General features: G+C 45.8%; 17 protein-coding genes. All 17 read right to left on the bottom strand.

Annotated elements, in window-relative coordinates:
• Nucleotides 1–35: 35 nt before the first annotated feature.
• Nucleotides 36–1,946 (bottom strand): fibronectin type III domain-containing protein, encoded by a 1,911-nt coding sequence (locus ACKTT9_RS29400; protein ID WP_407868749.1) that lies wholly within the window; start codon nucleotides 1,944–1,946, stop codon nucleotides 36–38.
• A gap of 169 nt (nucleotides 1,947–2,115) precedes the next feature.
• Nucleotides 2,116–3,189 (bottom strand): HupE/UreJ family protein, encoded by a 1,074-nt coding sequence (locus ACKTT9_RS29405; protein ID WP_407868750.1) that lies wholly within the window; start codon nucleotides 3,187–3,189, stop codon nucleotides 2,116–2,118.
• 200 nt (nucleotides 3,190–3,389) lie between these two features.
• Entirely contained in the window at nucleotides 3,390–4,217 is an 828-nt protein-coding gene (locus ACKTT9_RS29410) for a phosphoenolpyruvate hydrolase family protein (RefSeq protein WP_407868751.1), read from the bottom strand.
• Nucleotides 4,218–4,224: 7 nt separating this feature from the next.
• On the bottom strand, nucleotides 4,225–5,454 hold the full coding sequence (locus tag ACKTT9_RS29415) for a Tm-1-like ATP-binding domain-containing protein (RefSeq protein WP_407868752.1): 1,230 nt from the start codon (nucleotides 5,452–5,454) through the stop codon (nucleotides 4,225–4,227).
• Between the two features lie 28 nt (nucleotides 5,455–5,482).
• Nucleotides 5,483–6,235, bottom strand: coding sequence for a sugar phosphate isomerase/epimerase family protein (locus tag ACKTT9_RS29420; protein ID WP_407868753.1), 753 nt, complete (start codon nucleotides 6,233–6,235; stop codon nucleotides 5,483–5,485).
• Between the two features lie 32 nt (nucleotides 6,236–6,267).
• Nucleotides 6,268–7,029 (bottom strand): sulfite exporter TauE/SafE family protein, encoded by a 762-nt coding sequence (locus ACKTT9_RS29425; protein WP_407868754.1) that lies wholly within the window; start codon nucleotides 7,027–7,029, stop codon nucleotides 6,268–6,270.
• A gap of 22 nt (nucleotides 7,030–7,051) precedes the next feature.
• Complete coding sequence (locus ACKTT9_RS29430; RefSeq protein ID WP_127454844.1) at nucleotides 7,052–7,414, bottom strand: cupin domain-containing protein; 363 nt, start codon at nucleotides 7,412–7,414, stop codon at nucleotides 7,052–7,054.
• A gap of 23 nt (nucleotides 7,415–7,437) precedes the next feature.
• Nucleotides 7,438–8,952, bottom strand: a complete 1,515-nt coding sequence (locus ACKTT9_RS29435; protein ID WP_407868755.1) for an extracellular solute-binding protein — start codon at nucleotides 8,950–8,952, stop codon at nucleotides 7,438–7,440.
• Between the two features lie 35 nt (nucleotides 8,953–8,987).
• Nucleotides 8,988–9,869: a carbohydrate ABC transporter permease gene (locus ACKTT9_RS29440; RefSeq protein WP_407868756.1), complete on the bottom strand. Its 882-nt coding sequence runs from the start codon at nucleotides 9,867–9,869 to the stop codon at nucleotides 8,988–8,990.
• Nucleotides 9,869–10,831 (bottom strand): ABC transporter permease, encoded by a 963-nt coding sequence (locus tag ACKTT9_RS29445; protein ID WP_407868757.1) that lies wholly within the window; start codon nucleotides 10,829–10,831, stop codon nucleotides 9,869–9,871. Before ACKTT9_RS29445 ends, ACKTT9_RS29440 begins: the two co-directional genes overlap by 1 nt.
• The gene (locus ACKTT9_RS29450; RefSeq protein WP_407868758.1) at nucleotides 10,828–11,808 is read right to left on the bottom strand and encodes a Gfo/Idh/MocA family protein; all 981 of its coding nucleotides are present in this window, start codon (nucleotides 11,806–11,808) and stop codon (nucleotides 10,828–10,830) included. The genes ACKTT9_RS29445 and ACKTT9_RS29450 overlap by 4 nt, the downstream gene beginning before the upstream one ends.
• Nucleotides 11,809–12,122: 314 nt before the next feature.
• On the bottom strand, nucleotides 12,123–12,680 hold the full coding sequence (locus ACKTT9_RS29455; protein ID WP_246069118.1) for a helix-turn-helix domain-containing protein: 558 nt from the start codon (nucleotides 12,678–12,680) through the stop codon (nucleotides 12,123–12,125).
• 590 nt (nucleotides 12,681–13,270) lie between these two features.
• Nucleotides 13,271–13,564: a DUF2325 domain-containing protein gene (locus ACKTT9_RS29460; protein WP_127454868.1), complete on the bottom strand. Its 294-nt coding sequence runs from the start codon at nucleotides 13,562–13,564 to the stop codon at nucleotides 13,271–13,273.
• A 163-nt stretch (nucleotides 13,565–13,727) separates the two neighbouring features.
• Entirely contained in the window at nucleotides 13,728–14,705 is a 978-nt protein-coding gene (locus tag ACKTT9_RS29465) for an aldo/keto reductase (RefSeq protein ID WP_407868759.1), read from the bottom strand.
• Between the two features lie 24 nt (nucleotides 14,706–14,729).
• Entirely contained in the window at nucleotides 14,730–16,115 is a 1,386-nt protein-coding gene (locus ACKTT9_RS29470) for an LLM class flavin-dependent oxidoreductase (protein WP_407868760.1), read from the bottom strand.
• A gap of 32 nt (nucleotides 16,116–16,147) precedes the next feature.
• Nucleotides 16,148–18,382, bottom strand: a complete 2,235-nt coding sequence (locus tag ACKTT9_RS29475) for an SfnB family sulfur acquisition oxidoreductase (protein WP_407868761.1) — start codon at nucleotides 18,380–18,382, stop codon at nucleotides 16,148–16,150.
• A gap of 13 nt (nucleotides 18,383–18,395) precedes the next feature.
• Nucleotides 18,396–19,775 carry an LLM class flavin-dependent oxidoreductase gene (locus ACKTT9_RS29480; RefSeq protein ID WP_407868762.1) on the bottom strand — a complete coding sequence of 460 codons (1,380 nt, stop codon included), beginning with the start codon at nucleotides 19,773–19,775 and terminating at the stop codon, nucleotides 18,396–18,398.
• Nucleotide 19,776: the final 1 nt, after the last annotated feature.

A 19,776-nucleotide genomic window follows, 5' to 3' on the forward strand; every position in this document is an offset into this window, starting at 1 on the left:
TGAAGGTCGATCAATGAATTTCCAGGTATCAATGATTATTCAAGAATCTGCCTTAAGATTAGAGTGAAGTCTGTAATATCAACAACATTATCTGAATTGATATCTGCAAACTTAACAGCATTCCAGTTTGTATCATTTGAAGTAGCTCTGTAATACTGTAGTGCTTTTGACAAGTCGGAAGCCGTTAATAGACCGTCGTTATTAAAGTCGTAATAGCTGATAACGGAGCCTGTCTTCCCAGTGATCGTAGATTTCGTATCCTTATTCAACCCAACTGAAGAAGTAGATGAGCTAAGTAGATTTAAATCTGCTGACGCCACTTTCTGCGGTCCAGGAACTAACTCAAAGGTAAGTTTAACAACATCTGTAGGTGCAATTGTCGAGATAGCTGTTGTTAAGCCTGCCACAACCCTAACTGAGTTACCTTCTAATTTGCTGTCAATTACTCCAGCGTTAGGAGATACTAGCTCAGCTTTCTTAAATTTGATTCTTGTGCTGTCAAAGCCGAAAGTTGCATCTACGGTGTTTACATAATTGCCGTTTGTGAGTGCATAGTAGTATTCAAAGGTAGACGGATGAACATCCTGCGTTTGTTTAGAATATACTTTGGCTTCCGTATCTTTAACCATTCCATAGGAATCAACGACTTCCATTGTATCGGTTCTAAACGTTTTAACCGTAATGCTTGTTGGACTTACATCAATCGTAGAGAAGGTCGGAACACGAAGTTGGCTTCTAACTGCGGAGTACACTTCTGGAGTTGTCTGTAGCGAATAATATTTACTGCCGCTTGATGAGTTGGCCGTGAAGTAAGTGGAACCTGTAGGGTTTACATCTCTTCCTTGACTGTCAACCAGCTGGTTTTTTTGAGGTTTGTCGCCTTTCATAACAAATGTTCTAACATAAGAGTGGTCATGTCCCATGAAGATCATGTCGATATTCAGCTCGTCAAACGTTGGGAAAAGGCCTGCTCTCAAATTTGTAATCGAAGACTCTAAAGAATGAGTTCCCGCTCCATAAATATCATGGTGGAAAGAGACAAACTTCCATTTGGCATTTGGAACAGCAGCAACGGTTTCTTTCATAAATTGGACATGTGCTGCTGCGCTGCTATTGTTTGTATTCAAAACCATAAACAAAGTGTCGCCTTTGGTGTAATAATAGTCGCCTGGGCTAACCGTCGTGGCACCTAAAGTAGACTGGTTCGGCTGAGTGAAGTGGTAAGCATAATTCGCACTGCCATCGTGATTACCAACAACAGTTGCAATAGGCAAGCTTTTAAGCACACTTGGACTTAAGAAAGCATCATATTGGGCTTCACTGTTATTCGTTTCCACCTGATCGCCTGCAGACATAATAAAACTCATCTTAGGGAACATAGCAACTGCTTTGTTAAGAGTGTTAGTCCAACCATATGTATCATTGGTTACACTCCCGGATGAGCCGATTTGAGGATCTCCTACAAACATAACGCTGTAGTTATATGGATCTTGTGATGAAAAGTAGTAAATCGGACTCCAATTGGTGCCGTCTCCTACACGGTACGCAAAATCTGTATTAGGTGTAATACCTGTAATCGTTACTTTATTCGAATAATAAACATTCGATGAAACTGTCGCTGCTTCGGAAGACGCTCCTGTGAAGGTCACTGCGTTAGAACCGCTAGGGAAATTACCGCCTACCACGAGAGCCTTATACGTTACTTGAACTTTAGCTGCGACTGGATTTACGTTCGTGTAATACGTAACATTCATTTCGGACTCATTTTTCCCTGGATTGAGTACAACGTCTGAAATCGTATAACTACTTGCATCTGCATTGACGACTGAATTCAGCTTGAACTTATCAGCGAACCCAGAAGGCAGAAGAGAAATGAGGAATAGAAGGGCCAAGACTAGTACAGTGATAGTGGTAAGTCGTCTTTTAGAATCAAATAAACTTAACATATATGAACCACTCCTATCAGATGATAGTGCCTCACCGCGCGGTTAGTAATTGAAAGGCACTCCTCATACTTTAACCTAGAACTGTAAAGAGAAATATATTTTTACGTGTGTTAATTGTAAACGTAAAGTATACAGTTCATGGTAACAATAGATTCACTGGTTAGTGAAATTACATTGAATAGCCCCTAATAAATCCTATTAATCCAAGCAATGAGAGTAGAATTAAAATAGTAGGAGTAGCCCATTTGATCTTGCGTATCGCAGACATTAGCGGATACAGAATAAGCACAATGATAGCCAAACTGATGATAATACCTGTACTATATGCAATTAATGAGGATGCAACGTGTTGTCCATTACTGCTCATTTTACGCAATACCTCGGCAAAACCAAAACCATGAATCAAGCTAAAGCAGGATACTAACCACAAATTTTGTTCCTTATTCTTGTTTAATAGAAGGTTCAAGGCAATATATAGGATACTAAGTGCAAGGCCAGATTCTACGAATTTATTCGGAAGCATCGGGATAGACAGACTAGCCAAAATCAAAGTCAGCGACTGAGCTGCTGCAAAAATACCTACAAATACTAGTAGCTGTTTCCTAGATTTCACGCTTATAAGAAGACCTAATAGAAACAAAAGATGCTCAAAACCAAGCAGCAAGCTCTCAGCACCAAGCTGAAAAAATGTACGGATGGCATGCCCAAAGCTCAATTGACCTACTTGAACCTCACGGAGATCTTTAACTAACACGGCATTATGCTTAAACTCACCCAGCGCTAGGGTTACATAATTGACATGCCACTCATCCATATCAAAAACCAAATCGTAATTCAATTTAAAGTGTTGAGGATTTGTTTTCACTGGGTACTCCAAAATCACTTCAGCAAACGGTTGATTGTCCTTCTCGAAATAGGTAAGCTGCGTCAGCTTGCCATCAAGCAGTAAATTATCTGCATACAATTTGATTTGAGAGAGCAGATAAGTTTCCACTTCCTTTTGTGAATTTGTAACGAATCGATTTAACACTTCAGGAGTTGTAAACTGTCTGTTAGGGTCATTTTGTGTTGCTCCTGCACGCATATCGTACATATCGAGTTGCAATTTGTACGTTATAACGCCGCCTTTCATTGAAATATCGGAATAGGCCAGGCTGTCACCGTCATGAGCATAGGTAAGAGGAACCCATAGAATGAATAATACGAACGATAATGCAAAGAAACCAACCCACTTTTTCACCATTTATATCCCCTCCTGATCTGCTGCAAATACCTATGCTAACATCTGCTTATCAATATAAGCCCATTATGTTAGAGGAGAATCGTGATCATATATATTTATTGTGAAGGAGTCTATTGGTTGGGTCTATGAGTCTATGAGTCTATAAGATGTCCTTTTAAAATGGATGAAGGGCCGCCCCAAGATGGGGCGGCCCTCATTTATCACTTGCTTAAGCTCTTAAATCTTTTAACCTGCTCGGTAATGGCAATCTCGGTAGGCAAGCGCTCCACGCTGGAGGCCCCGAAGAAACCCGCTATCCCGTTGGTTTTGCCTAACACATACTCAACATCCGCCGGTTCAGATATCGGACCACCGTGACAAATGACCAAAATATCCGGATTAATTGACTTACCGGCCTCATAAATACGTTGAATGAGATCCGCCGATTCATCAAGCGAAAGCGCCGTCTTGGCTCCGATGCTGCCCTTCGTCGTTAGTCCGACATGAGCGACAAGCACGTCCGCACCGGCCTTCGCCATTTGAATCGCATCATCCTCATTGAATACATAAGGTGTAGTCAATAAATCCAAGGCATGAGCTTTACGAATCATCTCGACCTCCAGCTCATAGCCCATCCCCGTTTCCTCCAGGTTTTGCCTGAAGGTACCGTCGATCAAACCTACGGTAGGAAAGTTTTGCACACCCGAGAAACCCATCTCTTTCAACTGCTTCAGATATACATCCATTAAACGGAATGGATCTGTCCCGCATACCCCGGCCAATACAGGAGTATTCTTGACAATAGGCAGAACCTCGCCGCCCATCTCCATAACAATCTGATTAGCATCCCCATATGGCATTAATCCGGCTAATGATCCCCGGCCTGCCATCCGATAACGCCCGGAATTATAAATAATAATCAGATCGACGCCGCCCTCTTCCGCACATTTCGCCGATAACCCCGTTCCCGCTCCTGCTCCTACAATGAAACGGCCTTGTTCAATTTGCGACCGCAATCTACTTACTATTTCCTGTCTTTGCATCGCCATTGTTTGCTTACCCTCTCTTTTTTCGTTCTAATAATTGAAGCAAATTATTCGCAATTACCTCAGCTACGGCCGGATCGTTAATATCTTGTTCCATATCAATCATCGGAATGTTCGATCTGAGATGCTCTTTTATTCCTTCATACAACGCCTGACGTTCTTCCTTACCTTCAAAAGGCTTGGCATCCATATCCAGCAGAGAAACGCCGTCTTTAGGAAACACGACAATAGTCGGAGCTGTACCCGCGTTCAGTTTTGTCGCCAATAAACGGCCCAGTTCTCTGTTCTCCGCTAAGGTCGTTCTCATCAATGTTGTTGTCGGGTTATGCTGGTAAAAGATTCGCTCCTTGAATTGCGCCGGTACGGTCTCCGGTGGACCGAAATTGACCATATCCAAAGCCCCAACCGAAACAACCTGCGGAATACCCGCTATTCCGGCTGCTTCCAGACGGTTTGGTCCGGCATCGAATATACCGCCAACCAAATGATCCGCCAATTCCGTGGTTGTTATATCCGCAACGCCCTGGATATACCCCGCCTTGATTAGCTCCTCCATCGCCAATCCACCTGTTCCGGTGGCATGGAAGACAAGCAGATCGTAACCACGCTCCTCCAGAATCTCTCGTACGCGTGTCGCACATGGAGTCGTTACCCCGAACATCGTGATGCCGAGCGTAACCTTATCTTCAGCAGTCCCCTGTTCCGTCTCCATATAATTCATCATTCCTGCCAACGCGTGAGCTGCATTGCTCAGTATTCGACGGGATAACTGATTGATTCCCGCTATATCAACGACGGAGTACATCATGGTTACATCTTTGATGCCTATATAGGATTTCGTATTGCCCGATGCCACAGTGGAAACCATTAGCTTAGGAACCCCAATGGGTAAACCCTGCAAGGCAGATGCCGCCACTGTCGTACCCGCCGTCCCTCCCATTCCAAAGGCTGCACCTACAATTCCCTGTTTTTCGAGGCCGGTAACGATTTCAGCAGCGCCTCGGGTCATAACCGCAATAGCTGTTCCCCGATCCTTACCACTCCTTAGCTCCTCAATGCTCGAACCGCCAGCTCTTGCAACTTCATCGGCGGATACATCGGGTTGAAATAACGGATTACCAAGTACACCAGTATCTACCGTGAACGTTTCCACCCCGCAAGCTTCCAGTTTTTCTTTTACAAATAGAAACTCTTGACCTTTCGTATCCAAGGCTCCGATAAGAACTGCCTTTTTACCCATCGTTACCAGCACCTCCAGGCTCTGATTTTCAGTTCAATCGGCTCCTCATAAACGCATAGCAGTCCTTCATACCTTCGATTACGCTGCCACCGCTTTCCTCATCCGCAGAAATCCATCCTTGATAGCCGATCTCATGAATCGCTTGGAAAATGGGACCAAAGTCAATAGAACCTTGACCGAGCACCCTCCATTCCCCTTGATCAAAATCCTTAAGATGAAAATTATCGATGACGTGTCCAAAGCTGCGTATGATTTCTGCTGCATCCTCGATACCAGATTTCACCAAATGAGCCGTATCGACTGTGAGTCCAATGGAGTGTTCTTTAATTTGATTGAAAAAGATATCAAAATCATCGCGATGCATAACGGGATTATTAAAATGATGGTGAAGTGATAGCTTCAGACCCCGCTGTTGCGCCTCAAGTCCCAAATCCGAAAGAACGTCCGCATATCTGCGAATGTCTGCCGGGGTCACATTGGCTCTAGGAATCCCATGGCAGTAAACAATAAGTTCCGTGCCGACCGCCGAAGCGAAACGAAACACATTACGCAGCTTCTCAACACTGGCACCATCCAAATTTCCGCCTGTTATTAAAGCTGAACTGCTGCCTGATAAACCGCCCCAAGCTTCTATGAAACTTTCCGGTTTTAGCAAAAAAGGGGCATATTGGGCTTCCTTTAATTGAAGTCCGTCATAACCAACGGCTCTGTACTGTTCAAAAAGCAAAGTTTGCTCCTCCATCGTGGAGGTAGGTCTGGAAAACGCCAATTTGATCGTCATATCTATTCTCCTTCTAGCTAGATCTCATCGATTCAATTGATCACAATACCCTCAGCGAGTAACTTCAGTGCTCCAAAAGCACCAAGTAAAAGAACAAGCCGCTGAAAGTAAACTTGAGGAATTAAAGGCAGCAGCTTGATACCTGCATAAGCTCCAATTGCTATTAAGGGAATGGTCCAAATACCAATAAGGAGAGAATCGGACGTTATCATTCCCAGATGGATGAAAAAGGGTACTTTCACGAGGTTCACGAGTAAAAAGAACCATGCGCCCGTGCCTATAAATTCTTGTTTAGGCACTTGTTTTGCAAATAGGTAGATAGCAATGATAGCGCCGGAAACGTTGCCAATTGTCGTTGCAAAGCCAGCAAGGATCCCCATCGATGCAATAAACCACATGGAAGATGGAAACCTGGAATCAAATTTTGCTCCCATGAGATCCCTCAGGACTTGAAGAAGGATCAATCCGCATATAAGCGCACCCAAAAGAAGCTTCAATTGATTGTTATCGACCTTTAGCAGTACGAGATAACCACCTATAACTCCGATAAGTGCCCAAGGCATCAGGCTGATCAGATGATTTTTTATCACTTTTTTACGGTAATACGCAACCGCTATGATATCACCTATAATTAGCATCGGCAGCAAGATGCCTACAGACATTTTTGCCGGAAAAATAATGGTCACTAACATCGCATTGAAGATGCCCATGGTCGAAATACCGGTTTTCGCAAATCCAACAAATATACCGGCGAAAATAAGGATTACGATTTGCAAATAGCTCAGTTCAAACATAGATTTACTCCGTTAAAAGGAATTATTCTCCTACTGTCTGGCGGTCAGGAGCCGAGTAAGCGATAATCATACGGCATGGCTCCCAACTTGTGGTTGTTGCATTATGAGGGACATTCCGTGGGATGCGCAGCATCATGCCAGGCTCCAGATGGAAGGTCTCATCGCCAAGTGTATGATCACACTCACCGGAAAGAATGAAAATGACTTCTTCACAATTAGGGTGTACGTGTCTTGGATTGGAATCCCCCGCATGAATATAGACCATGCCGAAGGTCATTTCACTGGCTGGATCAATATCCTGGCCGCAAAGCCATTGAATTTTCCCCCAACTTTGGTTCAATACACGTGATTCATCCTGTTTTCTCAAATCTGTTATAGTCGCCATTCGCTCATTCTCCTTTTGTTAGTTTACTTAGCTGCCAGACGCTCTTTATAGGATGCGTTCATTTCCTGGATAATCTTCTGATAGTTGGCATCTGTTTTTAGACCTGCAACGAATTTATCCCATTCCTCTATACTTACCTTGCCCATGACAACCTGTGTTTTAATATCGTTAATCTTCTTGGTATAATCGGCTCCGTATTTAATATTCGTTTCCGAGTACAACCCGATATCCACTCTTGGTGTGCTGATTTTCGCTTTGGCATCAATAATTTTTTTATTTCTTTCAAATATTTCTTTCGGCATGCCAGGTGCGTAGGCATACATATAAGGGTCATGCTTCATAAACAGCTTGCCCATTGCTCCAGGCCCCAGGCTATCTTTAACCGCTTGGTCGTTGGTGACATAAAATCCGTCTTCTTTTTTGTAATGAGTGCCTTCAATGCCATAATTGGATAAAATGTGGCCTTCTTCGGAAGCGCCGAAATCGAGCAGCGATAAAATTTTACGCATCTTCGCTTCCGGAACACTTTTGGGAATCGCATAAACGCCTATGAAGCCGCTATTTTGCTGTTGGAAAGGCCCTTTATTCGCTTCCAACGATACGATCGGTTCCCAATTTACCTTTGGATTCCGCTTCCATTGATCGAATTGCCAACGCCACATGGCCTCGATCGTTTCCGTCGTTATGCCCGATTTTCCGCTTGTCGCCAGATCCGTAATATCATTGCTTTTCATTACGGCGAAATCCGCTGGAATAAGCTTTTCGTCATACAGCTTTTTCTTATAAAGCAGCGCTTCTCTCATCTCGGGCTCTAATGTAATATCAATCAGGTTTCCATTCACAGGTTTCCACTTGCTGCTGGCTCCCGCATAAATAAATTCAATTTGATCGTGTGTGCGCATCGTGTAGCCAACCGGGTTATTCGTGCCATCAGGATCCTTCTCTTTAAAGACCTTCATTACGTTGTATAACTCATCTAGTGTTGTAGGCATCTTCAATCCAAGCTTATCCAGCCAATCCCGGCGAATGTAAAAGGTAGTCCCGCCCTCCAGCGGGCGCACAATGGGCACGACATAATTTTTGCCGCCAATTTTCGTATTGTCCCAAATAGCCTTTGGGGAATCCATCAAGTTCTTGTAGTCCTTGAGATAAGGGGTTAAGTCCCAAAATGCACCTTGCTTCACCATCGTTTGAAACTGGGGAACGGTCGAATCTGGAAGTCGGATCGCGTCCGGAAGGTCGCCTGAAGCCAACAATACGTTTAACTTGTCATCAAATACAGGATCTGAAACCCATGTAATATTAAGCTTCGTATTCGTCTTTTTTTCGAATTCTTTGATAACCGGATTATCCGGCCCCGGAGGCTGAGTAATCGAGAAATTTGCGAAAATATTGAGAGCTACAGGTGCGGACTCCTTACCGGTTTCACCCGGTTTCGGTGCCGAAACTTCTGTACTATTGCCGGTACATGCTGTAGTCAATACCGCTAAAGCGGATAGCATCGCGATAAGCACACTCTTTTTTTGAACCATCTTCATGCCGCCTAAACCCCCTTATTAAATATAAACTTGGGTTAGCCTTTGACTGAACCGAGCATGACGCCTTTGGCGAAATGCTTCTGTAGGAACGGATACACCGCCAAAATAGGAACCGTCGCAATAACCACCGCCGCCATCTTAAGCGTCTGGGTCGGCAATTGATTCTCGGACATCATTTCAACCGCTGCTGCTCCGCCTGTCGTTGTATCCGATTCAATTAACATGTTCCTCAGTACAACCTGTAAAGGCACTTTTGCGAAATCATTGATATACAAAATAGCATTGAAGAACGTGTTCCAGTACGCCACTGCGTAGAACAAGCCGAAAGCAGCTAAAGCTGGAGCCGATAGGGGAAGCACAACACGGAAAAATGTACCCAGGTCCGTGCAGCCATCAATCATGGCCGCATCCTCCAGTTCTACCGGAATGCTGTCAAAAAAGCTTTTCATCAGAATGACATTCCATCCGCTAACCAGCACCGGAATAATAAGCGACCAAATGCTGTTGATTAAACCAAAATCACGGACCACAATATAGTTCGGAATAATGCCCGGATTGAACAAAATCGTCAATAAAACCATCATCATCATGATTTTTCTGCCTCTTAGCCTTTTCCGAGACATCCCGAACGCCATTGCTGCTGAAAAGATTAAACTTAAACCGGTTCCGACTGTGGCAAGAAAGGTGCTGTTCAACATCGCAACTTTAAATGCATTTGTATTTAACAAATATTTGTAGGATACAAGCGACCAGTGCTGGGGAAACAAAACAAAACCATTTTTCATCAAGTATTCATGGGGTTCGGTGAAAGAAATAACGAAAACATAATACAGCGGGAACAATGTGACGAGTCCAATGACAACTAGCAAGATCGTATTAAAGCCGTTAAACAGCCGTCCTGCGAGGCTTACTTTCATTAATAGACACCTTCCTCACCAATCCGTTTGGCCATCTTGTTTGCCAAGACAACGAGCACAAGACCTACCACTGATTTGAACAAACCAACGGCCGTGCTGTAACTGAATTGCCCACTCTGGATGCCATTGCGGTATACATACGTTTCAAAAACATCCGCATACTTGGCGACAGCCCCATTATTCATCAGGAAAACTTGCTCGAAGCCTACGTCCATAATATGTCCAAGTCTCAAGATGAGCAGAACCAGGATGACGCTTCGGATTCCCGGGAGTGTTACATGCCAGGCTTGCAGCCATCTGTTGGCACCGTCTATTTTGGCAGCTTCGTATAGCTGCGTGTCTACACCTGTAATCGCCGCCAAAATGATAATGGTTCCCCAGCCGGTTTCTTTCCAAATATTTTGTGCAACGAGCATTCCCCAGAATGTATCTGTATTTGTCAGAAAATCATATTTGTGAAAGCCCAAGGATTCGATCATCAGGTTTATGATGCCGTTCGACTGAGACAGGAGTAAAAATGAGATTCCTACAATAATGACCCATGACAGGAAATGCGGGAGGTAGACAATCGATTGGATGATTCTTTTGAAAAATTGATTGTTCACCTCGTTCAACAGCAAGGACAGCACAATAGGAAGCGGAAAGAAAAATAACAGATTTAATAAACTAATGACCATTGTATTGCGAAAAAGAAGATAGAAATCAGGATTGGAGAAAAAACGTATAAAATGCTCCAATCCTACCCACTCGCTCTTCCAAACTCCCGCATAAGGCGAGTAATCCTGAAAAGCAATCAGGATGCCCCACATGGGAAGATATTTGAAAATAAGAAAGAAAAGTACACCCGGTAAAACCAACAAATAAAGGTATCGATCTCGTTTAATATCTAAAAGAAAAGGCCTGGATTTCTTGGGGGTATCCACACTAACGGATGTTTTCAAAGATGAGGACTGTGTGGTCATATTAAATGAACAATGCGCTGCTCTTCAGCGGATACATAGGCAGCATCGAGAAGGGAAACCGTTTTCAAATTATCTTGAGAACTGTTCGGTGCTTCCACGCCTGTTTCAATGGAGGTAAACAAATGGTTTATCCCTTCGAAAGTGGCCGTTTCTCTGGAAACATTGTTTTCCCATGTTTGCTCAGGGTTTTTTTCACGAGGGCGATACAAATGAATTTTTCCGTCAACGGCAATGATCGTCCCTTTTTCGCCAATAACGATCATTTCTGTTCTGCCTATGGCACTAGAGAAACTTTGGATGTAAGTCACGACCGCGTCGTTCTCAAACACAACTTGAACAGTGCCATCGGTTTCCCCGACACAATGGATTGCAGAGGAAGAACGGTTCTGAGCAACAACCGACTTGGCTTCAGATCCGAGAATTAAACGGAACCCATCAAACCAGTGAATTCCCATAACAGATAATGCGTGGCGGCTTTCTTCTAGCCTCCAACCTGCGTCCTGTCTAAACATGAGATTTGTAAACAAGATGGACGTTACTTTCCCAATCCGATCCTCGGCAACAATCCCCTTGACCAGTTCAAAAGGAAAATGGCGCCGGAAATTTTGGTTAATCGAGATGGGTACGCCATGCTGCTTCGCCTTCTCTGTAATCTCTTTTGCTTCAGCCAATGTATCCGAAAAAGGTTTTTCACAGAAGATGGGAATTCCTGCTTCAATAATCGGGAATAGGATTTCTTTGCGGATAGAAGTAGGTGTACACACGACAACAGCATCAACACCACTATGCTGGATAAAATCGTTCAACTCCGTAAATCGCTGAGCAACACCATATTTATCAGCTTTGGCATGTAACGCCTCGGGATTCGGATCACAAAGTGCCGTTACCTCAATTCGTTCCGGATGATCCTTATACCCCACGAAATGCAATTCAGTTACTCCACCAGCACCAACAATACCAACTTTGTACTTTTTCATTACGATCCAGCCTCCTGATTTGGTTTTGAACAGCAATCCATGACTAACCCTTCTAACCACTTCATGTGAAGAAACAACGCTGCCTGTAAGTTAAATGAATTTACTTTAAGTCACCTAAATTGTATTAAATTCAACTTGGTTGAATAAGCTCAGTATACCTCACCCTGCCAATTAATGCAATCGCTTTCTTTTCAAAAAATTTAAAATTTAGGGCAGAAAAAAAGACCACATACTCTAAGCTAGAATACGTAGTCCGTTATCTCTTGTTTTATTGGAAAACCTGGCTTCTCATCAACCTGACATTCAGAAAATGACTAAGTATCGCTTACCTTCGATTGCGTAAACACAGCCACATATTTCACTTCGTCTGTAATTGCCATTAAGGAATGTTTCTCAATAGAATCGAAGTAAAGACTATCCCCCGGCTTCAATGTATACTCCACGCTGCCCACTTTGTACTTCATTTCGCCTTCCAAAATGTATATAAACTCTTCACCATTGTGGCTGTATTCATTTTTGCTATCATTATCTTCCTTCCGGGATATGAACAGAAAAGGCTGCATCAGCTTTTCTCCACGTTCAACGGCAAAAGTAAAGAAAGAATACCCTTTATCCGTTTTGGTCATTCTTGCTTCGCATGTTTCCTTTTTCGTATAAATCGTTCCCGCTTGCTCCTGGTCGTCCAATAGAATGGACACTTTTGTACCTAACGCATCAGCAATTTTCACTAATGTTGAGATAGGCGGGATGGTTTTCCCGTTCTCTATTTTGGATAATAAACTTTTGGAGAACCCGCAAACATTAGCAATATCCATCAAGTTTCGGTTTTGTTCCGTCCTGAGCTTTTTGATTTTATTCCCTAGATCCATCATATGGTTGTCCCCTAATTTAATGTCATTCAACTAGGTTTATTCTAACGAAACTTGTCTGTTCAGTCAAGCCTGCTGGCGATTTACACGGCACAGAAGCGCTGTGGATGTGTGTGGCATTGGAGGAGTCCAATGTCAGCCCCATAATGGCCTCGATGCCTTCTGTATGTTGCACTTTGTGCAGCATACAAGCCTCAGATCGGCCGTGTCGCCTTCTATGATGTACAAAATACAACGTAGAAGGCAGAATTGAGCGGTTTTCAAGCTATTTAGATTGAATTCAATGTACTTTATGCAATGAAGATCGGGGTAATGGGGCTTAAAGCTGTTCTATGTTGCACTTTGTGCAGGCCTGTTGATTATCCACTAAATAGCAGGTAAAAAGGCCGCTCATTCGGTAAACTGTTTGTACACCTACAAACCTCACTTCACGATTCAAGGATAAACGACTTCGTCGTCCTTTTAGGACGAGCGTGTTTGTCAAGGTAGATGCGAAGCAAAAGTATAACACTTATACTTTCTTATACTACTCAAAAAAAAGCATGGATTCAGCATCCATGCTTCCTGTTCAGAATGAGATATATAGGTGTAACTCAACTTAACTGTAAAGCTTTCTCGATCGCTCCAGTTGCACCAAAACCATCATGGTAATCAATCTTTTTGCCCATTTTTTCTGCGAGCTCTCTCACCGCCCACATCGAAGTATGTTTGATTGCGCCTTTTAAAATAATAATAACATCCGCCTGATGAATGATTCGTTTGAAATGATTTTCAACGGAGCCTCCACCCGTTTTACCCGTATGGTGCTCAACAATCAGACCTCGCTTCTCACCCATTTTTTTGAACGTATTCGTTTGACTTCCGCCAATAATCGCAACCGTCTTCATGTTCGACTCCTCCATTCAATTCGAATCTTCGTTCCACGATTCTATTATCTGTTATAAATATCCTAACCGATTATACAATAATGTCAATAGGTTTAGTCGGAATTATTATTAAAAAGAGAAATCCTGACTCCTTAAGAAACCTCAAGAAGTCAGGACTTATAAATTAATTGATTGAAGCCTCTTCGCTGCGATCGGTTGCGATCGGAGGATCAATCGACAATGCCGTAACTTCTTTACGCCATTCATTCGTGAAATCCAGATCCACCGCAGCTAGTGAGGGCTCTAACTGTTCCACACTGCGCGCACCAATAATCGGCGACGTAATCGCCGGGTTGCTAAGCACCCACGCAACCGCTAATGTAGCTGGATGAATCCCCTTCTCACGCGAATGCGCTGCGAATCTATCTGCAATATCGTAGTAGGCCTCGTCACCATAACGCTTCGTATAGTTGCCCTGATCCACCAGCCTGCCGGTTGCGGGCTTTTTGCCATTCCCATACTTGCCTGTCAATAGTCCCCCGCCAAGCGGGCTATAACTGATGACGCCAAGTTTCTCGGATTCAGCCAGCGGCAGAATCTCGACTTCTGCTTGTCGTTTGACGAGATTGTACATCGGCTGAATCAGCTCAAAGCTTGCCAAGCCTTCTTTGGCGGAAATGCCAAGCGCCTTGGCAATTTGCCAAGCAGCCCAGTTGCTGACGGCGGGATACAAGATTTTCCCTTGCTTTCGCAAATCATCCAGAGCACGCACAGTTTCCTCAATGGATGTCAGTGAATCAAAGCGATGAATGAAATAAAATTCAATGCGGTCTGTTCGAAGCCGTTTCAAGCTTTGTTCTACGGATAAAAACAAATGCCTGCGCGAGGCTCCGCGTGCGTTAGGATCGGAACCAAACGGGAAACCCGCCTTTGACGTAAGGACCAGTTCATCACGTTTGCCCACGATCAGTTCCCCTAATATTTCTTCAGCCGCTCCGCTGCTGTAAACGTCGGCGGTATCAAAGAAATTAATTCCTTTGTCCAAACAGCGATAAAACAATTGTTTGGATGTTTCCTTGTCGGCGTTGCCGCCAAAAGACATCGTTCCGAAGCAGAGCTCCGAAACTTGTATACCCGTTTTTCCAACTGTCTTGTACTTCATGTGATCTTCTTGCCCTCCTTGGCTCTATCTCGTATATTCAAAGTTTCTCCTGTACTGCGCCGCAGGATGGCTAACCGGGAGCAAGCGTTTCCCCGCTCCAAACAGCTTCTCCCTAAGCGTCCCCGCTTCGTAGTCTAGTTGATATACGCCACGACGCTGCAGTTCTGGTACGACTTGATCAACAAACTCACGTAGGCTGCCAGGAGTAATCAGATGCGCAAGATTAAACCCGTCCAGACCGGTCTCCTCTACTTGTTCCTGCATGTAGTCGGCGATTTGCTCTGGTGTACCCACGAGCAAGCGACCCTGTCCCTTGTCCAGTGTCCCGATACGTTCCATGACTTCCTTGACGGTGAGGCGATTCTGGACTTGTTTAGTATACTGAGCCGCCCGGCTCTGGCCATGGTCGGTTGCCCGGTACTCCAGATAAGAATCAGGATCATAGGCTGATAAATCATATCCGCTCGAGCCGCCGAATTGTGCAAGCGCCGCCTCCCGACTCCACATGCCGGCGTATTCCCGCAGCTTAGCTTCGGCTTCCTCCTGCGTCGTTCCAACGATGACGTTCAAGCCCGTAAACATTTTGATACTTTGCGGATCCCTGCCTAATTGCTCCGCTTTGTTCCTTATATCTTGAATGTTGGCTTTAAGCGATTCCTTGGAGTTGCCGCCGACGAAAACGCATTCCGCATGCTTAGCGGCAAACGCCCGACCTCTTTCCGAGCTCCCCGCCTGGTACAGAACAGGCGTACGTTGCAAAGAAGGCTCGCTTAGATGTGGTCCAGGTACACGAAAAAACCGGCCTTCATGATCAATGCGGTGAACCCTCGCCGGCTCTGCATATACGCCACGGGCAATGTCACGCACTACGGCTTCGTCTTCCCAACTGCCTTCCCAAAGCTTATAGGCAACTTCCAAGAATTCATCCGCAACCTCGTACCGGTCGTCGTGCTTGATCATTTTATCCAGACCATGATTCAAAGCCGCGTTGGGCAAATAGGAGGTCACGACATTCCACGCGATTCGCCCGTTAGTCAGATGATCGAGTGTAGTGAACCGCCTGGCATGCGCATACGGATGTTCATAAGTAGTCGTCACCGTAACGGCAAAACTCAGATTTTCCGTGACACTCGCCATCGCAGGAACGATGAGTGCTGGATCGTTTAGCGGCACTTGAACGGCATCTCTAATAGCCGGATCCGCGCTCGCCTTATAGACGTCATAGATACCGACGACATCCGCAAGAAACAGCGCATCGAATTTGCCGCGTTCAAGCAGCCTGGCCATCTCCGCCCAGTATTCCAAATCCGTATAGTGATGCCTTTCATTATCTGGATGTTTCCATAAACCGTGTGAATTGTGCATCGCACTGTTCATATCGAATGCGTTCATGATGATTCGCTTGGCCATAGTCCCGTGTTTCCCTCCTTCCATTATTACCATCACATCTTATATTCATGATAAACCCCGTTGAGAAACCACTTGCCGACATGATGCAGCTTTAACCGAGCCGGATCGTGCAGAGTATGAATGCGAACATTCCGCCAATGGCGGTCGTAATTATGCTTGCGATCCATCGAGGAAGTACCTGCAACCTCGAAAAGAGCATTCGTAATCTCGATCGCCGTTTCCGTAACGAGCCATTTGGCCGAATCAACCGTCAGTGCGGCCTTGCCGGCGGTTTCCGCATTCAACTCCTTGCGTGCGTAGTCGATCGCATCGGCAGCCCGATCCAGCAAAGCTTCCGCCGCTTGCAGACGAATGCCTAGCTCACCGAAGCGGCGAATCAGATCGGGTTCCTCGTTCGCTCGCGTTACGCCGCTGCCGAAAGCCGGACGCGTGTAATCACGAACGAAGGCCGCTGCGTCTTCTAAGGCTGCTTGCGCAATACCGATATCAATGGCGGCGTGCATGATTTGCCCGAACGCAGAAAAGTATTGGGGACCTTCAAATATTTGAAAATGGGGCAATAAGCAGCTCTCCGGTACTTTCACGTTTCTGAGCACAACGCTGCCACTTGCTGTCGTCCGCTGGCCGATGCCAGACCAGTCGTCGAGCACCGTTACCCCAGGCGCGTGTCTCGGAACGAAAGCGGTCATTCTTTGTTCGTCTTCGTTCATTGCCGTAACCGGAATCCAATGCGAATAGAGTGCACCCGTCGTATAATATTTACTTCCATTTAGTACGAAGCCTTCCTCGCCATCCAGTTTACGAACTGTTGTCGTGATCTTTCTTGCCCCTTTGCTGCTGCTGCGTTCCGCTAAACCGTTACCAAACTGAGCGCCATTTAATACTTCCTGGAAAAAGAAGCTTTTCTGTTCCTTATTGCCAATTAACTCTATCGTTTTTACGAAAAAATGATGATTTTGTGGAATTTGCCCAATGGCCCCGTCAGCGTGCGAGATGATCTTAAAGATGTCCACAAGCGTTCTAGTGGATACATCCGGACCTCCATATTCCTTCGGCACAACAAGCCCAAGCAAGCCTAATTCTGCCAAACGCCGTATCTCGCGCAAAGGCAGCTTTCGCCCGCGGTCCCGGTCCGAAGCGCCGGGGCGAATTTCCTCTGCAAACAATCGCGCTGCCGCTAACGCTTCCTCGTCGCCCTGAAGCCGATGAGCCCTTGGGCGCTCATTGAAAAAAGAAAGCGGCAGATCGCGCTCAGCATATTGCGAGAGCGACTCCCTTTGGGGATGCTCGAGTTCTCCGCTATCAACCAGCAATTGCACGTTTTGAAGGATAGCCCGATCAAGCGATTCTTCCAGAGGAAAATCGCCTTGCAGACATCCGTGATCTTGCATCTCCTTCTTGAGATTGACAAGTCTGCTCCATTTATCGTCCGAAACGTTAACTCCTAATTGCTTATGCAGGTCATCAGAAAAAATGAAAGGAATGGCATTCTCGGATATTCCGAGCTGTTTGGCTGCAAGCCGATGCGCTTCCGTGGGATGATTGACAGCCCACTCGGAAGCTAGGGATATATGGGCGAGCAAACGTTCAACCTCAACGGAATGCTCTTGAATCAGAGTCGCCCCCGCCGAGACAGTCAGTACTGTCAACACGGGAGTATAAAAGCTGAAGCCTTCCAGTTCACGAAGACCCAGAAGCCGTCGGGACTCTTCGGAGAGTGCCCAGTCGGCATACACGGCATCGACTTCCTTGCTCAGCAGAGCGTGGAGCTCCCTCCTCCCAGGATGGATTCCGTCCGCAGCCTGTTTGCTTTGAAGCTCGATCCATTTTGGCCGTGCTCCCGCAATTCCCACTTTATGCAGAGCAGCGTCCACGAGGTTTGCCGCATTAAGTTTTCGAAGGCTGTCATCCGGGTTGATCCTCGCAGCGATCCCAAGCTTCGCCGCCTTTAAATCCGCAGCTGTTCGTAACGGTGAGTCCGAATGCACGAGAATGCCACTTCGTCGATCCTGCTGCTGAAGCCCGATAATGTGCAGCTCCTCTTTCAAGGCTAACCGCTGAAGAACAACCGATGCCGGATCCATTCGGAGCTCCAATTCATCGGCTGTCCCCGCCTTCATCCGTAACCTGCCGGATCCAGCATCCCGCAAGACCGGAATGCCTCTTCGCCGCAAATCGAACGGCAGTTCTCCCAATTCATAGGCGAGATCAATGGCATTCGGAATGTCCGTCGCTGGCTGCGGTAGAGCATCTATTTTTATTGACATACTTATCCTCCTATCAGGTCAAAGTAGGCTGCTTACGGTAGGCGGCGCCGGGATGATCTTCAGGCAATCTGTTTACACCAGAACCAAACAAACGTTCTCTTAGCGTCGATTCCTCATACTCTTCCCGAAACAAACCTCTACGCTGCAGTTCAGGAATCACGAGCTCCACAAAATCGCGCAATGTATCCGGGGAGATAATCTGCGTGACATTAAATCCGTCGATCCCCGTCTCTTCTATCCAAAATTGCATTTTGTCGGCTACCTCTTCCGGCGTCCCGACGACAAATAATCCCCGTCCACCAAGCGTCCCTAAGGTTTCCATGACTTCCCGTACTGTCTTCGGACGCGGGCTGTCCTTCGTAAATTGTGCTGCGGCTGTCTGCCCATGGTCCGTTTCTGTGTAAGCAAGCACGTCTCCCGGTTCGTATGCGGACAAATCATAGCCGCTTCCTCCCCCATAATGAGCCAATACGCCTTCCAAACTGTACAGTTTTTGAAAACTCTCAAACTTACTCCAAGCTTCCTCTTGCGTTCGTCCTACAATAGCCAGCAAACCAGTCATTAATTTGATATGATCTGGATCACGGCCGAAGGCGATGGCCTGTGCACGAATATCCGCTGCATATCGTTTCAGTGTTTGGACGTTCCCGCCGCCAAGAAAGACGGCTTCCGCATGCTTCGCTGCAAATGCGCGCCCGCGTGCTGAACTGCCGGCCTGATAAATAACCGGCGTCCGCTGTATGGAAGGTTCGCTTAAGTGCGGTCCGGGAACTTTGAAATATTTCCCCTCATGATGTATGTGATGCACTTTATTCGGGTCCGTGTATACGCCATTTTCGACATCGCGAATAACGGCATTGTCTTCCCAACTTCTTTCCCAAAGCTTATAGGAAACGTCTAAATATTCTTCAGCAATTTCATAGCGGTCATCGTGCTTGATCATTTGATCCATCCCGAAGTTACGCGCAGCGCTCGGCAAGTATGAGGTCACCACGTTCCAAGCAATTCTGCCCTTCGTTAAGTGATCGAGTGTCGACATCCGCCTCGCATGGCTGAAGGGCTTCTCGTATGTCGTGGAAAAGGTGACAGCGAAGGCCAGATGTTTGGTAACAAGCGCCATCGGCGGCACAACAAGAAAGGGATCGTTGCAGGGAATTTGCACAGCTTCACGAATTGCCGTCTCCGGTCCTTGCTTGTAAACATCATATACCCCGACAACGTCAGCTAAAAATAAAGCGTCAAACTTCCCACGTTCCAGCAATTGCGCCAACTCCGTCCAATAACGGATATCTGTGTAGCGATGCCGGTTGCTGTCGGGATGCCGCCATAAGCCGTGTGCGATATGGCCGACGCAGTTCATTTCAAAGGCATTGAGGTGGATTTTTTTGGGCATG

Source organism: Paenibacillus sp. P36, from assembly GCF_045866505.1.
GTDB classification, from domain to species: domain Bacteria; phylum Bacillota; class Bacilli; order Paenibacillales; family NBRC-103111; genus Paenibacillus_E; species Paenibacillus_E chondroitinus.